The following is a 21845-nucleotide window of genomic DNA, read 5'->3' on the forward strand; positions in this document are numbered from 1 at the left end:
TTAGCACAATTCGGTCTGACCAAAAGAAGGGAACATCATGGCAGAAAATGACAGATGGGGATTCATCATTAATCCGGTTGCCGGAAACGGGTTTGCCGGCGAATACGCTGCGACAGTTCAGGAAAAAATAAAACAGCGCTCGCTCGCGGCGCAAATTATTTTCACTGAAGGAAAAGGCCACGCCACAGAAATAGCCCAAAATTTTTTAAAACAAAATATCAACCACATCATTGCCGTGGGCGGAGATGGCACCTTCAACGAAACAATTCAACCGCTTGTCGGCAGAACCAACGTTATTTTCGGCGCGATCTCCGCCGGAACGGGCAACGACTTCATTCACATTCTTGGTTTTTCTGATCATTTTACCGACGAGGATTGGGAAGCTTTCTGGCGTAAAAACATTATCGCCATGGACGTCGGAAAATGCAACGACCGCTATTTTTTGAATGGCATGGGACTTGGATTTGACGCGCAAGTTGCTGTTGAAAATTACCAGCCGGAAGACGGCCAGTCTGCAAAAAAAGGAAGCAAAAACAAATATTTATGGCATATTTTGAAAACGCTGGTGACTTACCGCGAGCAAAAAATGACCATCCGGCACAATGGCGAAGAAAAAATCAGCCACACATTTCTGAACACTATCGCTAACGGTCGCCGTTTAGCCGGGGGATTTTATCTGACGCCGACCGCCGTCGCCAACGACAATTTTCTCGACGTCTGCCGCATGGAAAAACTTTCGTTACCCAAAAGATTGCAGAAACTCATCCGCGTGATGAAACAGACGCATCTGGACGATCCGGAAGTGGATTATTTTTTGACCAAAGAAATTTCCTTTGAATTTGAAAATGAAGCGCCGGCTCATCTCGACGGCGAACTCTATTTTAATTCGAAATTCAATGTCTCCATCAGACCTCAGACTTTGCGGGTAATTTACAATGCGAATGGGGCTCATTATTTTATGTAACAACAGAATCCTTTTTTATGCCTGAAAAAATACAAACTTTCACTGACAAAAAAATAGCGAACGGCTTTGCTGAACCTCAGGGAGCCACAATTACCGAACAGGGCGTTAATTTTGCTGTTTATTCTCAATACGCGGAGCAGATTTTTTTACTCCTGTTCGACAAAGCCGATGCGCCGCCCACAGATATTATTTCCATGCCTGGCAAAACAAGCAATGTCTGGCACGTGCTGGTTCACGGCGTCAAACCAGGCCAGCTTTATGCGTTCAAAGCCACGGGAAAATACGATCCGAAAAACGGCTTTCGTTTTAACCCGCACAAATGTTTGCTCGATCCTTACGCTCGTGCGATCACCGGAAAATTTGTCGATCAGCAGGGGTTGCTATTTGCTTTTGACACAGCATCCCACAAAAAAGATTTGCAAATGGACGAACGGGATAACACTTTGCTCGTCCCCAAAGCTATTGTCACCGACGAAAATTTCGACTGGCAGATGGACAAACCGCCAGCGATTCCGTTCGAGGAACTGATCATCTACGAAGCGCATCTCAAAGGATTTACCGCGCACAAATCTTCGCAGGTCTCGCATCCCGGCACTTATCTGGGTTTCATTGAAAAAATTCCCCATCTGCAAAAATTAGGCGTTAATGCTGTGGAATTACTGCCCATTTTTGAATCTCACACGCAACATTGGCTGCGTCAAAAAAAATTGGTCAACTACTGGGGCTACGACAGCATCGGTTTTTTCGCGCCGGAATCATCATATTCCACTGACGAATATCCGGGCTGCCAGACGCGCGAATTTAAAATGTTGGTGCGGGAGTTGCACAAAGCAGGCATCGAAGTGATTCTGGACGTGGTTTACAATCACACCGGCGAGGAAAACGAGTTGGGGCCAACGATTTGTTTCCGCGGCATCGACAACCAGACCTATTACGCGCTTGAAGGCCCTGCCAACGCACCCTATCGTTTTTACCGCAATAACGCCGGGACGGGGAATATTCTGAATATTGAAAATCCCCAGGCGCTGCGCTTTGTGCTTGATTCGTTGCGCTATTGGGTGAATGTAATGCACGTCGATGGCTTCCGCTTCGATCTGGCGACGATTCTGGGGTACCAAAAAGGGACTTTTCAGCCGCACAGTCCCTTTTTTGAGAAAATTAAATCCGACCCTGCACTGAAAAATGTCAAACTCATTGCCGAGCCGTGGGATTTGACGACCTACCAATTGGGGAATTTTCCGCCAAAATGGGCGGAATGGAACGATAAATTCCGCGACACAGTCCGGCGCTTTGTCCGGGGAGACGAAGATCAAGTTCGTGATTTAGCTTATCGCATTTCCGGCTCCGAAGATATTTTTGGCAAGAAAAATTCGCCCTGTCACAGCATCAATTTTATCACGGCTCATGATGGTTTTACGCTACGCGATCTTTTTAGCTACGAGAAGAAGCACAACGAAGCCAATGGCGAAAATAACCGCGACGGAATGGACGAAAATTTTTCCTGCAATTGCGGCGTCGAAGGCGTTGCTGACGATGCGGAAATTTTGGATCGGCGTAAACGCTTAGCGAAAAACGCTGTCTGTTGTCTGCTGTTTTCCATTGGCACGCCCATGATTTCCGGCGGCGATGAATTTTTTCGCACCCAGCGCGGCAACAATAACGCTTATTGTCAGGACAACGATTTGACTCATTTTGATTGGAATCTCTTGCAGCAATTTGCAGACATTTTTTCCTTCTTCCAAAAAGCCATTCGGTTTCGAAAACAAAATCCGATTTTCAGGAAAACGAATTTTTTCACCGGGCTGGATCACAACAAAAATCAGGTGCCGGACATCAAGTGGTACGATGAAAATCTGCACTCTCCCGATTGGAATGACCCGCAGCGGAAAATATTGTGCTATTTGATCGATGCCGGCGAAAGCAAATCAGCCACAGACGACTATCTGCTATTTTTTATTTTGAACAGCGACAAGAAGGATTACGATGTAAAGATTCCTAATCTGAAAAACCACATCTGGCGGCGAGTAATTGACACCGGCAAAAATCCGGACGAAGAAATTATTATTGAACCGGAAAAACAGTTGGAGTGGCAAGCACCCCAATATCCGGTCCGAGGCCAAAGTGTTGTTGTGCTAAAAACCCAGAAAACAGCGGTAGATTCGTCGTATTTTTTGGGTTGATCAGTGATTTGAAAATAGGGAAATGATCATTGGACTAAAGTCCAACTGTCGAGTGGAGAGATTTCTCCGGAGCTGAAATTTGTGGCACTGAAACTTGAATTTGAACAAACCCTTATGAATTAAAATAACTTCCACGAGAATCATATCCCCGGCCAGAACATATCCTAAATTTCGTCAGCACAAAATATTTTTCATATTGCAAATAACAAAATTTTTTCGTATTTTTAGGTTCGCATTTAATTTCGAGCGCGACAGACACAGAAAAGAATCAAAAGGAACGGAGTGATTATGTCTTTTAAAATCAGCTTTTTAGGTGCAGCAGAAAATGTCACGGGATCGCGTTATCTTGTCGAAGCGAACAGCAAACGCATACTTATTGATTGTGGCCTTTATCAGGAACGTGATTTGCGGAGCCGCAACTGGGACCCGTTTCCGGTAGCGCCGGAGTCGATTGACATGGTTCTATTGACGCACGCCCATCTGGATCACTGCGGTTATTTGCCCAAACTTGTCAAAGATGGATTTCAGGGAGATATTATTTCCACGCAAGCCAGCGCCGATATCGCAAAAATTGTGTTACTGGATTCGGCGCACATTCAAGTTGAAGATGCCAAATTCAAAGCCAAACGACACAAAAAAGAAGGCCGAAAAGGTCCGCATCCGGAAGTGCCGCTGTACAACACTGAAGACGCCGAGGCGACTCTTCCTCTTTTTCAGCCAGTGGAATTGGAAACGGCGGTGCATTTGGGCGACGGATTTGAAGCGGTTTTTCACGAGGCAGGCCATATTTTGGGCTCCACAAGCATCGAACTTCGCATTCGCCAAAACGGCGCCACGCGCAAAATTATCTTTTCCGGTGACATCGGACGTTGGGGAACCCCGATTCTTGAAGATCCGACGCTTTTCACTGAATCCGATTACATCATCATGGAATCCACTTACGGCAATCGTCTTCATGATGACCGATCGAGTATTACGAAATTGCTCGAAGACATCATCAATGACACTGACCGTCGCGGCGGGAATATCGTCATCCCCAGTTTTGCTGTGGAAAGATCACAGGAAGTGATTTACTATCTCAACAATTTGCTCATGGAGAACAAAATTCCCCATCTGCTCATATTTCTCGACAGCCCGATGGCGATCAAGGTCACAAAAATTTTCCGCGAGCATCCGGAGCTTTTCGACGATGAAATGCAAAAATTAATCAAAGAAGACGATTCGCCTTTCAATTTGCCGCGGCTGAAAATGACACGTACAGTCGACGAATCCAAGGCAATTAACCACGTCAAAGGAACGGTGATCATCATCGCGGGTTCCGGCATGTGTACCGGCGGCCGCATCAAACATCACCTCTTAGCAAATATTTCCCGGCGCGAAAGCACAATCTTATTTGTCGGGTACCAGGCGGTCGGCACGCTGGGCAGACGAATTGTGGACGGCGATCAGGAAGTGAGGGTTTTGGGACAGTACTCTCAGGTTCGGGCCAAAGTAGTTCAGTTGCACGGCTTTTCGGCTCATGCCGATAAAAACGAATTGCTGCACTGGCTTTCCGGGTTAAAAAATCCGCCAAAGCAGCTTTTCATCACCCACGGCGAAGCGGAAGCAGCCCATGAATTTGCAAAAACAGTTCGCGAACAAAAAGGCTGGAACGTCTCTGTTCCCAAATTTCAGGACGAAGTCATACTGGATTGACAGAAAATATGCGGGCGCGTTCATCCAAAATTGCTGTTTTTTAAAGATGTCAAGGGAGCGATTCCGAAAAGTTGGTAGATTGAGTAAGTAATAAATGTAAATCAAAACTGACGAAGCAGTTAACTCCTTATTTTTATGTTGTTAACACGACAACAAATTGTATTATTTTGCACTAAAACGTAATTTTATTTAAAGAATTGCACTTCCACTCAACAGCTCGTAACTCGAAACTCTTGTTTAGTTTATGAACCAAAACAATAAATCAGAAACCACTGCAACTCAGTTACAGCGGATTGAAGAAGTTTTGTCGGACAAAAAGCGCCTTCTGTGCGTTCTGCACAATTATCCCGATCCCGACGCTATGGCGTCGACGATGGCGCTGTGTTACTTTGCCCGGGAAAAATTTGGTCTGCAAACGACGATTGCTTACGGCGGCTTCATTGGCAGGGCTGAAAATCTCGCCATGATTCGCGAGCTGAAAATTCACCTCAAACAATTGAATCGGTTGCGCCTCGATCGCTACGACTGCATTGCCATGCTGGATACGCAGCCCGGCGCCGGGAATAATTCTTTTCCGCCAGGTCAATTGTGTCATCTCGTTTTCGACCATCATCCGCTGCGGCGCAATTCAAATATCATTTACGCCATTGTCGATAACAATATTGGTGCTTTGTCCACATTGTTTGTTGAATTGCTCACCGTCGCAGACATTCAAATTCCGACGAATCTGGCAACGGCGCTCTCTTACGCTATTCGCTCGGAGACGCAGGATTTGGGACGCGAAACCAGCCAGCGCGACATCGATTCGTATCTTGAGGTTTATCCCAGAGCAAATGTGCGTAAATTGGCAAAAATTTCCCGACCAAAACTGTCACGCTCCTACTTTGTGACGCTGGCGAAAACGCTGCACCGCACGATCAGTTACCGCCAGATTATTTGCGCTCACCTCGGCGAAATTAGCGCTCCCGAGATCGTCGGGGAAATGGCGGATTTGTTGCTGCGGCACAAGCGAATAAGTTGGAGTCTGTGCAGCGGACGTTTTCAGGGAGATTTGCATTTGTCGCTGCGGTCTTCAAACCCCAATGCCAGAGCCGGTAACATGATCCAGCGCATTGTCAACGATAAAAAAAATAGCGGAGGCCACGGCATGTTTGCCGGCGGGAAAATTTCTATCCAAAACATGACGGCCGAGGAGATTGTTGCCCTGGAAATGAAATTGTCCGACAAATTAGCGCGAAATTTGGGCTACAAAGCTGTTTCGTGGAATCCGGTTATTGGCGAGGATGAAGCCGAAAAATTATCTGAGTAGTTTTTGAAGTTAGAAGATGTACCTCACTTATAAAGTGGAGCACATCTTTTTTATTGGAAATTTTCTGAAAATTTTTATTGAACAAATCAATAAATTGTCGTATCTTTATGCGCTTGCGATGCGCCAGATGCCTGTTCGCAGCGCTAAATTTATTTTTCCAAATTTCATGTTCAGCAAAATAATAAAAAATTTAATAATAAAAAACCAGGAACCTATTTTATGAAGAAAGAAAAAAAAGTCGCTTACTTCACCATGGAAATCGCGCTGGATCCGGGAATGCCAACGTACAGCGGCGGACTTGGCGTGCTTGCCGGCGACACACTGCGATCCGCGGCGAATTTGAAAATTCCCATGGTGGCAGTCACTTTATTGCACCGGAAGGGTTATTTTTTTCAGAAACTCGACGAGAACGGAAATCAAATCGAAGAGCCTATTGACTGGCAAATCGACGATTATTTGGAAGAATTGCCTGTTCGCGCACTTGTGACAATCGAGAATCGCCAAGTGCACATTCGCGCCTGGCGCTACAACGTCCAGGGATTTGCCGATCACTCGATTCCGGTTCTTTTTTTGGATTCGGACTTGGCGGAAAATTCTGAATTTGACCGTACGCTGACTCATTATTTGTACGGCGGCGATGAATATTATCGATTGTGTCAGGAAATTATTTTGGGCATTGGCGGCGTACGCATCTTGCGTGCGTTGGGCTACGATGAAATTATCCGCTTTCACATGAATGAGGGCCACGCCAGTCTGTTGGCAGTTGAATTGGTGAAAGAGTATTTTGACAATGAAAAATGCGATACTATTACGCCCAAAATAATCAAAAACATTCGCAAGCAATGCGTCTTTACCACGCACACGCCGGTGCCGGCCGGTCACGACCAATTTCCGATTTCGTTAGTGGAGAAAGTTCTCAATCCGATAGAATTAAAAATTATCAAAGAACTTGATTGCTGCGATAACAAGCTGAACATGACCCATCTGGCGCTGACTTTGAGCCATTACGTCAACGGCGTCGCCAAAAAACACGGCGAAGTATCACGGGAAATGTTCCCCAATTACGTTATTGACTCCATTACCAATGGCGTGAATGTCGCTTCCTGGGCGTCGAAATCAATGCAAAAATTATTTGACAAATACATTGCCGGCTGGCGCGAAGACAATTTCAGTTTGCGTTCCGCGTTGAGTATCCCCAATGAGGAAATCTGGCGAGCGCATCGAGCAGCAAAAGAGGAGCTGTTTCTTCACATCAGCGAGGAAATGAATGTCAATTTCGATTTGGATGTCCTGACTATCGGCTTTGCGCGTCGCGCTGCGGCGTACAAACGCGCTGATTTGATTTTTTCCGATCTGGAACGCTTATTTCACATTCATCGCAATGTTGGCGCGATTCAATTAATTTTTGCCGGAAAAGCCCACCCCAAGGACGAGAACGGAAAACAGCTCATCCGGCAATTATTTCAGGCGATCTCGAAAATTGAACCTGAGATCAGAGTTGTCTATCTGCCAAATTACGATATTGAACTGGGCAGGTTAATCACTTCCGGCGTGGACATCTGGCTCAACAATCCGATTCCTCCGCTGGAAGCGTCCGGCACCAGCGGCATGAAAGCGGCGCTCAACGGAGTGCCGTCGCTGAGCGTTTTAGACGGCTGGTGGATCGAAGGCTGCATCGAAAACGTGACCGGCTGGGCAATCGGAGATTTGCAGGCGATTTCGGATGACCAACGTCGCGCCAGAGATGCGGCTTCGCTTTACGATAAATTGGAGCGCGTCGTCGTCCCGACATATTACAACGATCGCGACAAATTCATTAATATCATGCGTCATGCCATCGCATTAAACGGGTCATTTTTCACCACGCAGCGCATGATGATGCAGTATGTTTTGAAAGCATACTTCCTGTAAAATTTTTTGTCGGGGCGCAGTTTTTCACTGTTAATAGCGGCGCCCCGGTTTCTACAATGTGAGAATTCTCTTCTGACAAGAATGCAATCGCGGCGGCAAGGCATAACTCCCAAAAATTGCGAAGACCATCTTTTTTGCTATTTTTTCATAAAATTATTGACTTTTAAACGTTAATTTTCTATTTTGTGTTAAGGACAACGACAAAAAAGGGGCATTAAATTTTTCCGTCGTCTGAATTTAGCAAAAAAAGGCAAGAAGGTGCGTGTTCCGTAGCAATTGCCCCGATAAGCGGATGTATCGGGAATACGAAGAATCAGGGAGACAATTCTCCAAAGATCGTTCACTTTCAATCAAAAATGCAAATGAGCAACAAGTATGATTTGCAGCGATACTTCGTGTAGCGGCAATGACCGACCCATTTAATCCATCTCAACTACAAAACGGCGTCTTTTTATGAAAGAAACGGAAGAAAAAATATCAAAACGCGAGTCCGGCCTTTCCCGATATTTTTTAGTCGTATGGTTGATTTTATGGCTTTGTGCGGCATCTTTTTCTTTTCTTTTCGTATTTCACATGGTTAATTATGGCAACAAAAAAAATAGCGCTGCGTTTCAGCAAATTTTGCTACCTGAGATTAGGCACACGCTCGTATGGCACGATTTTAAGCAATTGCGCGCGTTGCTTGATCATTTGCAACAAATGGGCGTGATCGATTATTTCGCAGTTTCAGTGGACTACTCGAACTCGTCAATCAATTTTGCCTCCGAGCAAAACGCACCAGAAACGAAACAACTGCTTCAATTTCCGATTCGCTTTGTGCATAATGACGAGCAGGATCAAGCCATCATCAGCGTTGGTTTGCACAATTATTCGTGGAAAAATTATCTCAGTGAAAATTACCGCGTTGCAATTCCGATTTTATTAGTGATGGGTTTGTTTCTCGGAATCCTTGTGTATCGTTTCGTTCAATTGTCGCTAATCAATCCCATTTTTCACAGCGGAAATGTTATTAAACAATTAATAACCGAAGACGTCGAATTGCCGCCGAAAAAAATTTCCGGCAGAACCTTTCTTTTTTCCAATCCCCAGGCACGCCAACTATCTGATAATTTATCCCATTTAGCCGAACGCCTCAAAACGTACCGTCTTCGCGAACGAGCCGCTCAGCGTGAACTCGCTGAAACCGAGGAAAATTTTCGCTTACTGACAGAGACTGCGCTGGACATTATCCTCGTCCACGACGCGGAAGGGAATATCACCTACGTGAACGACGCCGGTCTCAAGCTCTGCGGCTACAGAAGGGAAGAAGCAATAACCAAAAAAATAACGGACTTCATTCCACAGAAATTTGTCAATGAAATTAATGAACGAAGCGAAAAAGGAATGAGAAGCAGCCGGCAAAAATACTTGTTCGAAATTGAATTTATCAATATCGACGGCGCGCGCATTCCCGTAGAAGTGAGTTCCTCTCCGATTTTTCGCGAGGGAAAACTTGACGGAGTCTTCATTGTGGCACGTGATATTTCAGAGCGTAAAAAAACGGAAAAAATGCTGGAAGCTTATCGGAATCACTTGCAGGAATTGGTGCAAAAACGTACCGCTGAATTAGAAGAAAAAAATAACGAACTGCAACGACTCAATAAATTGTTTGTGGGTAGGGAGTTTCGCATCAAAGAATTAAAAGAAAAAGTGGTAATTTTGACGGAACAAATTAAGCGACTAACGCAGAAGATTGAATCGTGAAGAAATAGCCATTACAAAAAAATAATTCCATTTTCGGCCGGCGATGTGAGGCGATACAAATCGCATTTCCCGGAAATTTTTTCTTTTTGGCAGAAAGTCAATTTTCGAACGGCAAATCAGGAATGTAATTCGCAACGAATTTAAATAGGCGCGACGGAAGCCGCACCCTTCAATGGAGCGCCAGCCAATGAGTTCGATCTTTGTGGATTTCTGAAATTTTGTCAAACTCTGAGAAAAAGAGCCATGAAATCATCCGTAAATGATTTGCTTTCCTTGTTTGTAAAATTATCGCAAATGGAGGATACTGAACGCGTCATTGCCGCGTTTGTTAGCACGATCAATTCTTTTCACTCTGATTTTTCAATCACGTTTTGCCAGGAAGCTGACGGGACAAAAATTGATTCGTTCATGCCCATCAAAACCGATCAGTCCTCTTTCGGATTTTTCCGAATTAACGGAGATGCCGCACAGATTTCCCCACAATTTCCCGCTTTGTTGAAAGACGCAGTACAGCTTCTCGCGAGCATTTTGCAAAAAATTGACGAGGAAAAATTGACAAAAAAGCGAACCAAACAAGTTCGCACCGATAAAATAAAATACAATCAATTGATTCAATTAACCCGGGAAGGCATCTGGGTCATCGACGGGGAGGCAAAAACGACATTCGTCAATCCCAGCATGGCTGAAATGCTCGGTTACAAGCAGGAAGAAATGATTGGCAAACGCCTTTTTGATTTTACGGATGACGAACACGCTGCAATTCTTCGGGAAAAACTGGAGCGGCGCAAAAAAGAAATCAAAGGCCGACATGATTTTGAATTTCAAAAAAAAGATGGCAGCAAGCTGTTGGTGACATTGGACTACGCGCCAATTTTAGACGAAAAGGGAAACTATCAGGGAGCGATTGCCAGCGTCATTGACATTACTGAAAGAAAAAATATTGAAAATTCCTTATGGCTATCTGAAATAAGATTTCGGTTGTTTTTTGAAAATCAGGCGAATTATTGTTACATGGTTTCGCCGGATGGAAAAATATTAGATGTCAATCAGACAGCTTGTCGGAGACTTGGTTACAGAAAAGAAGAGCTCGTCGGAAAACCGATTCTCTCGATTTATACTCCGAAAAGTAAACAAAAAGCCAGAGAGCTATTCGAAATATGGAGAAAAACCGGCGTTCTAAAAGATGAAGAGTTACAAATTCAAACAAAATCCGGAGAAAAAAGGTCTGTCATTCTAAACGTTAATTCGGTCACAGATGCAAATAACAAAATAATTCACTCCATTTCGGTACAGCAAGACATTACCGAGCAAACTCAAATTCACCGAAACTTATTGAAATTAACGGTGTTAGCAGACACACTCACTGATTTTCCGCCGGATCAGGATATTTATGATTTCCTCGGTGAAAACGTACATGACCTCATTCAGTCCGGCATTGTCGTGATCAATCTTTTTGATTCGGAAAGCGTCGCTTTGCGCGTTCACGGTATCTTTGGTCTGTCGCCGTCGCTTCGCAAAAAAACCGAGCAAATTTTTGGCAAAAAGCTATCGGATTTTAATTTTTCAGATTTTTCACCAAAAGTTCTCGACGGATTTCGAACAGGAAAATTAGTCACGCTCAAATGCGGCATGTACGATGCATTGATGAAACAAATTCCTGAAGAAGTGTGCAAAAAGGCAGAAGAGGTGTGCCAGATAACAGGCGCCCACGTGGTCGGCATCCGCAAAAAAGATGTCATTTACGGTAACGTGACAATTTTTTCTTTTGCCAATTCTCTTCTGCTTAACGACATCATCGAAACTTTCGTCAACCAGGTCGCGAATACCATCAGCCGTATCGAATCTGAAAAAGAGCTGAGAATTAGCCGACAGCGATTAGCATTGGCTCTGGAGAGTGCCGGAATTGGCCTCTGGGATCAGGATTTTGTGACCGGGAAAGTGTTTCGCAGTAAAGAATGGGCGGAAATGCTGGGTTATTCCCTCAAAGAAATCGAGAGCAGAATCGAGCCCTGGTACAACTTGATTCATCCTGATGATTTGAAAGAAGTGGAAAAAATCACTGAATTGCATGAATCAGGAAAAATACCGCACATTAAAATCGAACATCGCATGCGCGCCAAAGACGGTGAATGGCGCTGGATACAAAATTGGGGCAGAATTGTCGAGCGGGACAAAAAAGGGAGACCGCTGCGCGCAGTAGGAACTCATATTGACATCACAGAACGAAAACTCATCGAACTTGAGCTCCTGCAAAGCAAGACGCGGCTGGAGACTATTTTTGAAAATGCCCCGGTCGGAATTTGGTTCATGAATGCCGATAACAGCGGATTTCGAGCGAATAAAAAATTTTATGAAATCACCGGCGAAAAGCCGAGCGGTCAACCAGACAAATATCCTACCGGCAAAGTTCATCCGGAAGATTACGATGAAATACTTAAAATTTTTTACCAGTCCATTGAGGGCAAAGCCACTTTTCACCGCCAATTTCGCTTGTTGCGTCCTGACGGAGAAGTGCGTCATGTACTGGGGCAAATTCTCCCGCAACGCACGCCAGAAGGCGAAACGCTGGGATTCATTGCGACCATCACCGACATCACCGAGCAATTGCAGGCACAAGTTGCTTTGCAAGAACGAGAGGCGACTTTGAGCAGCATTTTCCGCTCTGCGCCAATCGGCATCGGCTTGGTCAGCGACAGAGTTTTTCTGCAGGTGAATGACCATTTTTGTGAAATGGTAGGCTACGCGCGGGACGAACTGATCGGACAAAACGCGCGCATGATCTATCCCTCGCAAGAAGAATTTGAAAGAGCCGGGAAAGAAAAATATGAGCAAATTCAACAGTCGGGGAAAGGTACCATTGAAACTCAGTTTCGAACCAAACAAGGGAAAATACTCGACGTGTTGATCAGTTCATCGGCGATTGACTTGTCCGATCTGGAAAAAGGCGTTACTTTTACTGTGATGGATATCACGGAAAGCAAGCGTGCGGAACGGGAATTAAGACAAAGCGAGCAACATTATCGGTCGCTTGTGGAAACTATTCCGGATATTGTGTTGATTTTTGATAAAAATTTCAGAATTCAGTTTGCCAGTCCTTCGCTGGAAAATCAGACCGGCTATTCGATCAGTGACATTGAAAAACATGACCGCGGATTAGAGTTTGTCTATTCCGATGATGCGCCGATAATAATAGAAAAAATGAAAAATTTCGTCAAAAGCCCGTTAGATATTTCACTTCCGATCGAATTTCGGATTAAGGATAAAAGAGGAAAAATTCATTGGTATTCCTCGGTAGTTGCTCGCACCGAATTTTACGGCGAGCTTGCCTTTTTGCTGATTGCGCGCGACATTTCTGTCAACAAAGAAATTGAGATGAAACTCCGCGAGAGTGAGCGCCAGTTTGCCACTTTTATGGACGAGTTACCGGCCGGAGTTTTCATCAAAGATAAAAATAGTGTCATTCTTTATGTGAATAAATATATGACCGATGTATTTGATGCCAGACATTGGCTCGGAAAAGACTGTTACAAATTATTTCCCAAGCCCGTGAGTAACAAAATGCGTGCAGATGATTTGAAGACTCTGGCACAAGGATTGCTTCAGACGATTGAAACTCTCCCTGATAAAGAAGGGACACCGCGAATTTTTGAAACAAGAAAATTTGTTATCCAAAGGGAAACGGAAGAGCCCCTGATAGGCGGCGTTTCTATGGATATTACTGACAGAGTTCAATCTGAAGAGGCGCTGATCGCCAGCGAGCGCAAATATCGCGCCTTGTTCAGTTCGCTCAATGAAGGAGTTGCTCTGCACGAAATTATTTACGACAAAAGCGGCAAGGCAGTGGACTATCGTATTTTAGATGTCAATCCGGCGTTCGAAAAACTCATCGGAATTCCTAGGGATCAGGCGAATGGGGAATTAGCTTCAAAACTTTATCAAATGGAGCCGCCGCCGTTTCTCGCTGTCTATGCCCGCGTCTCCGAGACAAGAAAACCGCTTATTTTCGAAAACTTTTTTGAAACAATGAGAAAACATTTCATCGTTGCTGTGTTTTCTCCGCAAAAAGGACAGTTTGCCACAGCATTTCTTGATATCACCGAGGCAAAAGAAGCGGAAAAGGCGCTGCGCGAAAACGAGGAGAGATTTCGTCTCATTGTGCAAAATATTCCGGTCATGGTGGATGCTTTCGATGAAAAGGAGAAAATCGTTTTTTGGAACAAGGAGTGTGAGCACGTGACAGGATTTTCCGCCAAGGAAATAGTTGGCAATCCCAATGCACTCAATCTGCTTTATCCTGACAAAAAATATCTCCATTCTTTGCTCAAAGAATGGAAAGAACGAAGAAACCAATTTTCTGGTTGGGAAATGACGCTCACAACTAAAAGTGGCGAAGAACGGGTCATTTCCTGGCATAATATTTCCGCAGAAGTTCCTATTCCTGGCTGGACTTCGTGGTCGATAGGTATTGATATTACTGAACAAAAACACGCCGAGGCTCAAGTAAAAAAATATACGGAAAATCTGGAAAAAATGGTCGCCGAGCGCACGCGCGAGTTGGAAGAAAAAACAAATAAATTAGAGGAATCCCAGAAAGCGCTGACTTATTTACTGGAAGATGTCAATGAATCCCGTAATCAGTTTGAGAATCTAAATGTACGGTTGCAAGAAGCAAATCAGGATCTGGAGTCTTTTGCCTATTCTGTCTCTCACGATTTGCGCGCTCCGCTGCGCCATATCGATGGTTTTTCCCGAATGCTGCTGGAGCAATTTAAAGACAATTTGGAACAACCCGCGCAGCATTATCTGGAAAACATCTCCGACGCGGCGCAGCAAATGGCACAATTAATAGAAAGTCTGTTGCAGTTCTCGCGCATGGGCCGCGTGAGCATGAATTTGAAAAAAGTGGCTATGAATGCGGTCATTAACAACGTTCTTGACAATTTGAAATTTGTAACGGAGCAACGAAAAATTAAATGGCAAATTGATCCATTGCCTGAACCAGAATGTGACGAAATGCTCATTCGTCAGGTCTGGGTAAATCTGATCAGCAATGCACTCAAGTTTACGCGACGCCGTCGCATTGCTAAAATCGAAATCTCCTGCCAGGAAGAAGCCGATCAATTTGTTTTTTCCATCAGAGATAACGGCGTTGGCTTTAACATGAAATTCGCGGACAAATTATTTGGCGTTTTTCAAAGACTCCACAGCAAAAAAGATTTTGAGGGTATCGGAATCGGCCTCGCCAACGTCAAACGAATCGTTCAGCGACACGGCGGAAAAATTTGGGCACAGGCAAAAGTCAACAAGGGGGCGACATTTTATTTCACATTACCAAAAACAGGGAAAGGAAGCAGCGAATGACAGACTCCCCGAAAATTCTCCTCGCAGAAGACGACCAAAATGACATTGAACTCACTCTCTCCGCTCTGGCGGAAGTGAGTGTGCCACGGCAAGAAATCGCTGTCGTTAATGATGGTGAAGAAGCTCTGCATTATCTTTTTCGTCGGGGGAAATTTAGCAAGCGGGATAAACAAAATCCGATTTTAATTTTGTTGGATATCAAAATGCCTAAAATTGATGGGCACGAAGTGCTGCGCGAAGTGAAAGCCCATCCCGAACTCAAACAAATACCGGTGGTTATGCTGACGTCTTCAGGAATGGAACGTGATATTAATAAAAGCTATTACTACGGCGTGAACGCTTACGTGGTTAAACCGGTCAATTTTTCCGAATTTCAACAGGCGGTAAGAATGCTGGGAGATTTTTGGATAAAGCTGAACAAAGTTTCCCAGTAGGATTCTGCGCCTTGGAATAAAAAATTAGTTGCATTTCTGCTGGTAAAGGTGCAAATTTATTTTTAATTTTGACGCTTCAGGGAAGGTAGCGCCGTAGCGCATCGTCGTCAGCATCAATCAATACTTTTTCGCGATTTTGCAATATTTTCATTGACTCTTTCATCTTTTTTTTAAATATTAGTGATTGAGATTAACAGAGAAACGGGACCATTGACAAATGAAAAAAAAAGTAAAAATCATTTATTTGGAAGATGAACTGAAAGATGTTGAATTAGTGGAGGCGCAATTTTTCAGCGAGAGATTTCCCTTTGCGCTCACTCACGTTGAAAATAAATCGGAACTGCTCGCCGGATTGAAGAAAAATGAGTACGATATTATTTTAATGGATTATTCGCTGCCGGCGTTTGACCCCTTTAAAACGATCACTGAATTGAAAAAATCCTATCCGGACACGCCGATCGTTATCATTTCCGGCACTATCGGAGAAGAACTGGCAATAGAAACGCTGAAATCCGGCGCCATTGACTATGTGCTCAAACATCGCCTTGCCAGATTAACGCCAGCCATTGAGCGGGCGCTGCAATTAGTCGAAGAAAGACAAAAACGCCGTCTGGCGCAGGAAAAGCTCCGCATCAGCGAAGAGAAATATCGCTTGTTAGCGGAAAATGCTTCCGACATTATTTCAAAGTGTACTCGATTAGGGGAGTATTTGTACGTTTCCCCGTCAGCAAAAGAGATTACTGGTTATCAGGCTCATGAATTATTCGGAAAAATTTGCTACGATTTTGTGCATCCGGATGATTTGAATGACGTCAAAAACTCACATCAATCAGTTTTGGAGAAGGATGTGATTTCCTCTGTGGAGTATCGTTTTCGCTGCAAAGACGGTTCGTTTACCTGGGTAGAGACAAAGAGCAAGCAATTAAAACCGAATTCCGATTCTGCCGAGTTCTCGATCCTGTCTGTCACCCGAGACATTCGCGAAAGAAAAGCCTTTGAAGAACAATTAAAAGCTTCACTCCGAGAAAAAGAGCTTTTGCTCAATGAAATTCATCATCGCGTGAAAAACAATCTGCAAATTATCTCCAGTCTGTTGAATTTGCAGGCGGCGAGAATTGACCAGCCAGAGGCAAAAGACGTCTTCCGGAAATCTGTTAGCCGAATTCGCACGTTAGCGCTCATTCACGAAAAATTGTACAAATCGGACAACCTAGCGGAAATCAAATTTGTCGATTACGCCAAAAGTTTGGCGCGCGGTCTGTTTCTTGCCTATCATTCGCCAGAATCACCGGTATCGCTCGTGGTTGAAGGCGGTGACGCGCGGCTGGGGATCGACAAAGCTATCCCCAGCGGTCTGCTCATCAACGAATTAGTGACAAACTCGTTGAAATATGCTTTTCCCGACAAAAGAGGCGGCACGATTCTGATTCGTTTCGAGGATTTGGGTGAATCCTATTCCCTCACCGTCGCCGATGACGGCGTGGGTTTGCCGGAAAATTTCCCTTTGGAAGAGACCATGGGTTCCCGTTTGCTCCGCGCTTTGACTGATCAATTGGAAGGAAAAATGGACATTGACCGCTCCCAAGGCGCGAAATTTGTCGTTACTTTTCCCAAAAAATTTCAGCGGTGAGAGTTGTCTTCATTCACAAATTTCTTTTCGGGTTGGGGGGCAATTCCGAAAAGTTGCTAAATTGAGTAAGTAATAAATGTAAATTAAAACTGACAGGGCAGTTAACTACTTATTCTTTATTTTGTTAACACCACAAAAATTGTGGTGGTGGTTCAATTTTCCTTTGAATAATCACTATGATTTGTCATGATGCTCAATTTTTGAAAATATTTTCCCTGACCATTTCGAATTCTGGCGGCTAATGAAACCCACAATTATTTCCAATCCAAATTAAACTTTCCCCATTCCAAAGGCGTTGAATGTATTAACTGTTCACTAATTTGCACTGACAACACCAGAGAGGAATATGGCTCAGCAAGTTTTGCGGCAAAATGAAGAAAACGCCCGCCAGAGAATTTTCGTCAGCGCCATTTTGTCTCTTGTCATTTTGTATTTGAGCCTGGTTTATTTGCTGACATTGTCGCCGTTTCGATTTTCCATGTTTTATTTCCAGCGGTACTTGCTTTTTCGCCGCGGCTATCTTTCCGCATTAGCGGGTACGACCAGTTTTCCAGACTTGACAATTAATTTGCTCATGCTCGCTCCCATCGGTTTTTGGGCGGCGCTGTTGTTCAAAAATTCCGGCGTTGCCAATCGCTTCGCCATCATCGCCGCGACAGCGATCAGCTTCCTCATCAGCGTGAGCGTCGAGACCTCACAGATGTTTTTGCCGCGCATAACGTCCACCATCGATGTCATCAACAATACCGTCGGCGGCTTTGGCGGCGCCATGTTGGCGATCCGTTTTCCCAGCGCGCCGATCAAAGATTTTGTGAGCCGTATCCGTACGCGTTCCCAAAAGTTTTTGCGAACGGGAGTTTTTTTGTACGCACTCATTCTGACAGCCATTTTCCTTTTGCCGTCTCTGCTGAATACTTTTCGCAATTGGGACGACCAGTTTTACCTGCTCCTCGGAAACGAAGCCACGCGCGACAGGCCCTGGAAAGGTTCGATTTACGAGCTACAGATTTTTAATCGGTGTCTCGAAAGCCGTGAAATTGATCGTTTGATTGAGCAAAATGCGAAAACTTCTCCTGCTCAAACCGTATCGCCGCAACCTGTTTGTTCTTTTGATTTCAGCAAATTTCCCGTTAACAATCTGGCTGATTCAACCGGCGCGAGCGATCTGGTTATCGCTTCGCATTCTGCGCTGCGTCTGAACGCGCAAAAAAAATTTATTTCCATTAAAAATAATTCTCTGCTGAAGTCGAGAAAACCGGCAAAAAATTTGATTGATCGGCTTCGTCGCGCCAATGAAATCACTGTGCTGATTACTTTTATGCCGACAACGCTCAATCAGTCAGGTCCGGCGCGAATTGTTTCTCTGTCCGCAGATCCGGTCAGCCGAAATTTCACGTTAGGTCAGGTCAAAAATCGGTTGAATTTTCGCGTGCGCACGCCGCTGACCGGGAAGAATGGCTCGTTAGTAAGTCTGTTCAGCTCGCCTGTTTTGTCAGCCAATCACCCGCAAACCTTTGCCGTGACTTTCAATCGCGGAGAAATTCGCTTGTTTCGAAAAGGGAAATTGATCCGCCCCATGATTTACGATACCAGTTTTTACCTGCCGCTGCTGTTTGGTGTAAAAAATACAGGCCACATGTTAGTCGAAATTTGTTTTTTTCTGCTATTCCCTTTTGCCTGGTTTAGCCGCGGACTGTGGCGCGGATTTTTTCGGAAATACACACTGCTGCCGGTGCTCATTTTTTTGCCTTTTTTTCTTTCAACGCTTTTGAAATATTTTCTTTTCCACCATTCGCCGGATGTGATTTTGCTTGTGATTCACATCATCATTGTGCTTTTTGCCACGATCAGCGGCATGGCGCATGATATTTTGCTGGTGGTTTTTTGTCGGAAATGACTATTAAATACCAATGACCAGTTAAATTTTACGATCAACTATTTTTGTTGAAATTAGGTTGTAGGGGACGCATATATGCATCCCCTACATTATTTTTAAACGTAATATTTACAAGAATATTTTTTAACTGGTCATTCATATTATTAAATAACTCACTAAAAGGACCAATTTTATCAATCCAAAAATTGAACTAATTCATTCAAAAGTTTTAAAGCTTTAAAAGGATCACGTTAAAAATACGAACAAGTTCTGTGTATTTTTGCAACACCTGTGACTTTTGCCCCTGTGTCAATTTACAACAATGCTTTTTTGCCTCACGTTAACCTCTTGTTTTTTAATGTCAATTACCACCAACTTTTTAGGCACATGATTTGCCTCAATGAAACTGAACATTACCAGGCAATGCCGAATTTCAAATGACAATGCCCAATGACAATAAATCAGGAGAAAATCATGCAATCGTCACAGACCAAACAGATCATTTTTTTGATTCTGCTTTTTTTCGCTTTTGTTTTGATTTTTGCGTTGCTCATTTATTCCTCAATCGCACAAGCGATGGCGATGGAGACTTTTTCTCACGGCAAAAAGAAACTGATTCATTACCAAAAAGACGAAATGGAAATTCAGCAAGACGAAGTCATCGAGGCGGACATTGTCGCTGAATCCAGCAACCTAATCATCGACGGCGCTCTGTATGGGGACATTGTCGCCATTCGCAGCGTGGTAAATTTGCAGCCCGGAGCAAAGATTTACGGTCACGTAATCTCTTTTGAGAGCGAAGTTGCCGCAGACAGCGGCGCTCAAATCGCCGGCGATCTTGTGCAGATCAAAAACGACAGCGCCAAAGTAATTGGCGGACGCACGCTTGTGGGTTACGGTTTCCCGCTAAATATTTTCATTTCAGACACGACCATCGCCGACACGGTGAACGTCAAAGGGGATATTTTGATCCTGAACCATGATCTGGAAATTGCCGGACGAACCGAGGGCGACGTGTACCAGTTTTCTGGCACGACAAAAATTGACTCCAGCGGCGCGGTGGACGGCCATGTCGTCAATTATCTGGGACGAATTGATCTGGCAGACGAAGCGCTGGTGACCGGTAATGTTTTACAATTGAGCGAAGAGACGAAAATTGCGCAAGAGAATGAGACAAAAAATGACGATGAATTGCGGGATAAAATTGAGAAACGCTATCTGGAGCGCGATGAAAAAAGCGACGTTTTTCGTTTCTGGGGCGACGTCTCCATTGAGCCCAATGAAATCATCCGCGGCGACGTGGTCACAATCCGCGGCACAATCAATGTGCAAGGCGAAGTCGACGGCGACGTTGTTTCAGTGTTGGGAAGCGTGGATTTGGATTCTACAGCCTTGGTTTCCGGCGATGTCGTGAGCGTTGGCGGCAAAATTCATCGCCACAAAAATGCTCGCGTGGGCGGCGACATTGTGCAGACCAATATCACCGGCGTCAAAGTTGACGACGGCGGTCAACATGTCAACGTCGGTGTCGGCGGCATTTCCGTCGGTCCCAAGCGCGGCTATGAGTGGGAGAAAAAATCGTGCAGGAAAAAACATCGCTATCGCTCTGAATTTGGAGATGAATCGTTCCTGTTTCGCTACAATCGCGTGGAGGGACTATTCTTGGGACTGAGAAAAGTGAAGAATCGCTACGAAGACAACCGGGCGCTGTTCGACTTGTACGGAGACATTGGCTACGGTTTTGCCGGAAAACGCGCTTGCTACCAGCTCGGTCTGGAAAGGCGATTTTTAGGCAAATACGGTCCCATCATTGGCGTGGAAACTCACGATTTCACCAAAACCGAAGACGAGTGGATCATGCCCACGTTTGAAAATTCGCTGGCGGCGATTTTGATTCGCGAAGATTTTCAGGATTTTTACCGCGAAGAGGGTTATTCTGTGTACGCGGATGTTGAAATTTCGGAAATTGCCACGCTGCACGCCGGCTATCATCACCAGAATCACATCGGGCTGGGAAAAAAGACCAACTGGTCGATTTTTGGCGGCGACAAGAAATTTCGACCCAATCCCGCCATCGACGAATTAGAATACAACAGCGTCCGGGCGAGTCTGAAAATCGACACCCGCGACAGCTACAAATATCCGAACAAAGGGTGGTTTGTCTCTCTTTTCGCTGAATTCGCCGGCCCGGATTTCAATGACGTGACTTCCGGCGTGGATTTCGACCGCTACATTGTGGATATCCGCCGCTACCAGCCGGTGACTTACGGCGAAAATTTGGATTTCCGCATTCGCGCCGGATCATCGCGCGGCGTTTTGCCGCGGCAATATTTGTTCGACGCTGGTGGTTTCTCTGCGCTGCGCGGCTATGAATTTAAAGAATTCGAAAATTGCAATCGCATGGTCGTCGCCAGTCTGGAATACCGACTTTACAACGACCACAATCCGATGAACGATGTGTTTGGGTTTACAGATTTCAATCTGATCCTTTTCGCGGATGCCGGATATTTGTGGAACGTGAGCGATTCGCTCGATTACCATCAGGGCTACGACGATCTCGGCTGGGACGATCTGTACACATCGCTGGGTTTCGCCATCAGCAATGAGGAAGGAAACGTGCGACTAAATTTTGCCAAACGCATGGACGAAAAAGGCAAGCCGATGGTGGTGACTTTTCGTATTAATCGGCCTTTTTAAGAATTAATCTGAGATAGAACGCGGATGCACACGGATTTTGCCGAT

11 protein-coding genes are annotated in these 21845 nt (G+C 44.8%); all 11 read left to right on the top strand.

What is annotated here, in order from left to right; translation table 11 throughout:
- Window positions 1–37 precede the first annotated feature (37 nt).
- The 11 genes from GXO74_10050 to GXO74_10100 all read left to right on the top strand — a co-directional run bounded on the left by GXO74_10050 (window position 38) and on the right by GXO74_10100 (window position 21800).
- Window positions 38–964 (top strand): diacylglycerol kinase family lipid kinase, encoded by a 927-nt coding sequence (locus GXO74_10050; GenBank protein ID NOZ62010.1) that lies wholly within the window; start codon window positions 38–40, stop codon window positions 962–964.
- A gap of 17 nt (window positions 965–981) precedes the next feature.
- Window positions 982–3144, top strand: coding sequence for a glycogen debranching protein GlgX (glgX, locus tag GXO74_10055; GenBank protein NOZ62011.1), 2163 nt, complete (start codon window positions 982–984; stop codon window positions 3142–3144).
- Window positions 3145–3432: 288 nt separating this feature from the next.
- Window positions 3433–4839 carry an MBL fold metallo-hydrolase gene (locus GXO74_10060; protein ID NOZ62012.1) on the top strand — a complete coding sequence of 469 codons (1407 nt, stop codon included), beginning with the start codon at window positions 3433–3435 and terminating at the stop codon, window positions 4837–4839.
- A 244-nt stretch (window positions 4840–5083) separates the two neighbouring features.
- Complete coding sequence (locus GXO74_10065; GenBank protein ID NOZ62013.1) at window positions 5084–6148, top strand: phosphoesterase; 1065 nt, start codon at window positions 5084–5086, stop codon at window positions 6146–6148.
- Between the two features lie 219 nt (window positions 6149–6367).
- Entirely contained in the window at window positions 6368–8059 is a 1692-nt protein-coding gene (gene glgP, locus GXO74_10070; protein ID NOZ62014.1) for an alpha-glucan family phosphorylase, read from the top strand.
- 453 nt (window positions 8060–8512) lie between these two features.
- Window positions 8513–9802, top strand: a complete 1290-nt coding sequence (locus GXO74_10075) for a PAS domain S-box protein (protein NOZ62015.1) — start codon at window positions 8513–8515, stop codon at window positions 9800–9802.
- 243 nt (window positions 9803–10045) lie between these two features.
- Entirely contained in the window at window positions 10046–15163 is a 5118-nt protein-coding gene (locus GXO74_10080) for a PAS domain S-box protein (protein ID NOZ62016.1), read from the top strand.
- On the top strand, window positions 15160–15597 hold the full coding sequence (locus GXO74_10085; GenBank protein ID NOZ62017.1) for a response regulator: 438 nt from the start codon (window positions 15160–15162) through the stop codon (window positions 15595–15597). Before GXO74_10080 ends, GXO74_10085 begins: the two co-directional genes overlap by 4 nt.
- A 217-nt stretch (window positions 15598–15814) precedes the next feature.
- Window positions 15815–17227, top strand: coding sequence for a PAS domain S-box protein (locus tag GXO74_10090; GenBank protein NOZ62018.1), 1413 nt, complete (start codon window positions 15815–15817; stop codon window positions 17225–17227).
- 346 nt (window positions 17228–17573) lie between these two features.
- The gene (locus GXO74_10095; GenBank protein NOZ62019.1) at window positions 17574–19124 is read left to right on the top strand and encodes a hypothetical protein; all 1551 of its coding nucleotides are present in this window, start codon (window positions 17574–17576) and stop codon (window positions 19122–19124) included.
- Window positions 19125–19577: 453 nt separating this feature from the next.
- On the top strand, window positions 19578–21800 hold the full coding sequence (locus GXO74_10100) for a BamA/TamA family outer membrane protein (GenBank protein NOZ62020.1): 2223 nt from the start codon (window positions 19578–19580) through the stop codon (window positions 21798–21800).
- The last annotated feature ends 45 nt before the right edge of the window (window positions 21801–21845 follow it).

The sequence above is a fragment of the Calditrichota bacterium genome, from assembly GCA_013152715.1.
Lineage (GTDB): Bacteria > Zhuqueibacterota > Zhuqueibacteria > Thermofontimicrobiales > Thermofontimicrobiaceae > 4484-87.

Bases quoted from the DNA above. Each gene is read 5' to 3' on its own strand.
- GXO74_10090 (NOZ62018.1), top strand. From the start codon at position 15,815: ATGAAAAAAAAAGTAAAAATCATTTATTTGGAAGATGAACTGAAAGAT.
- GXO74_10050 (NOZ62010.1), top strand. From the start codon at position 38: ATGGCAGAAAATGACAGATGGGGATTCATCATTAATCCGGTTGCCGGA.
- glgX (NOZ62011.1), top strand. From the start codon at position 982: ATGCCTGAAAAAATACAAACTTTCACTGACAAAAAAATAGCGAACGGC.
- GXO74_10075 (NOZ62015.1), top strand. From the start codon at position 8,513: ATGAAAGAAACGGAAGAAAAAATATCAAAACGCGAGTCCGGCCTTTCC.
- GXO74_10100 (NOZ62020.1), top strand. From the start codon at position 19,578: ATGCAATCGTCACAGACCAAACAGATCATTTTTTTGATTCTGCTTTTT.
- glgP (NOZ62014.1), top strand. From the start codon at position 6,368: ATGAAGAAAGAAAAAAAAGTCGCTTACTTCACCATGGAAATCGCGCTG.
- GXO74_10095 (NOZ62019.1), top strand. From the start codon at position 17,574: ATGGCTCAGCAAGTTTTGCGGCAAAATGAAGAAAACGCCCGCCAGAGA.
- GXO74_10060 (NOZ62012.1), top strand. From the start codon at position 3,433: ATGTCTTTTAAAATCAGCTTTTTAGGTGCAGCAGAAAATGTCACGGGA.
- GXO74_10080 (NOZ62016.1), top strand. From the start codon at position 10,046: ATGAAATCATCCGTAAATGATTTGCTTTCCTTGTTTGTAAAATTATCG.
- GXO74_10085 (NOZ62017.1), top strand. From the start codon at position 15,160: ATGACAGACTCCCCGAAAATTCTCCTCGCAGAAGACGACCAAAATGAC.
- GXO74_10065 (NOZ62013.1), top strand. From the start codon at position 5,084: ATGAACCAAAACAATAAATCAGAAACCACTGCAACTCAGTTACAGCGG.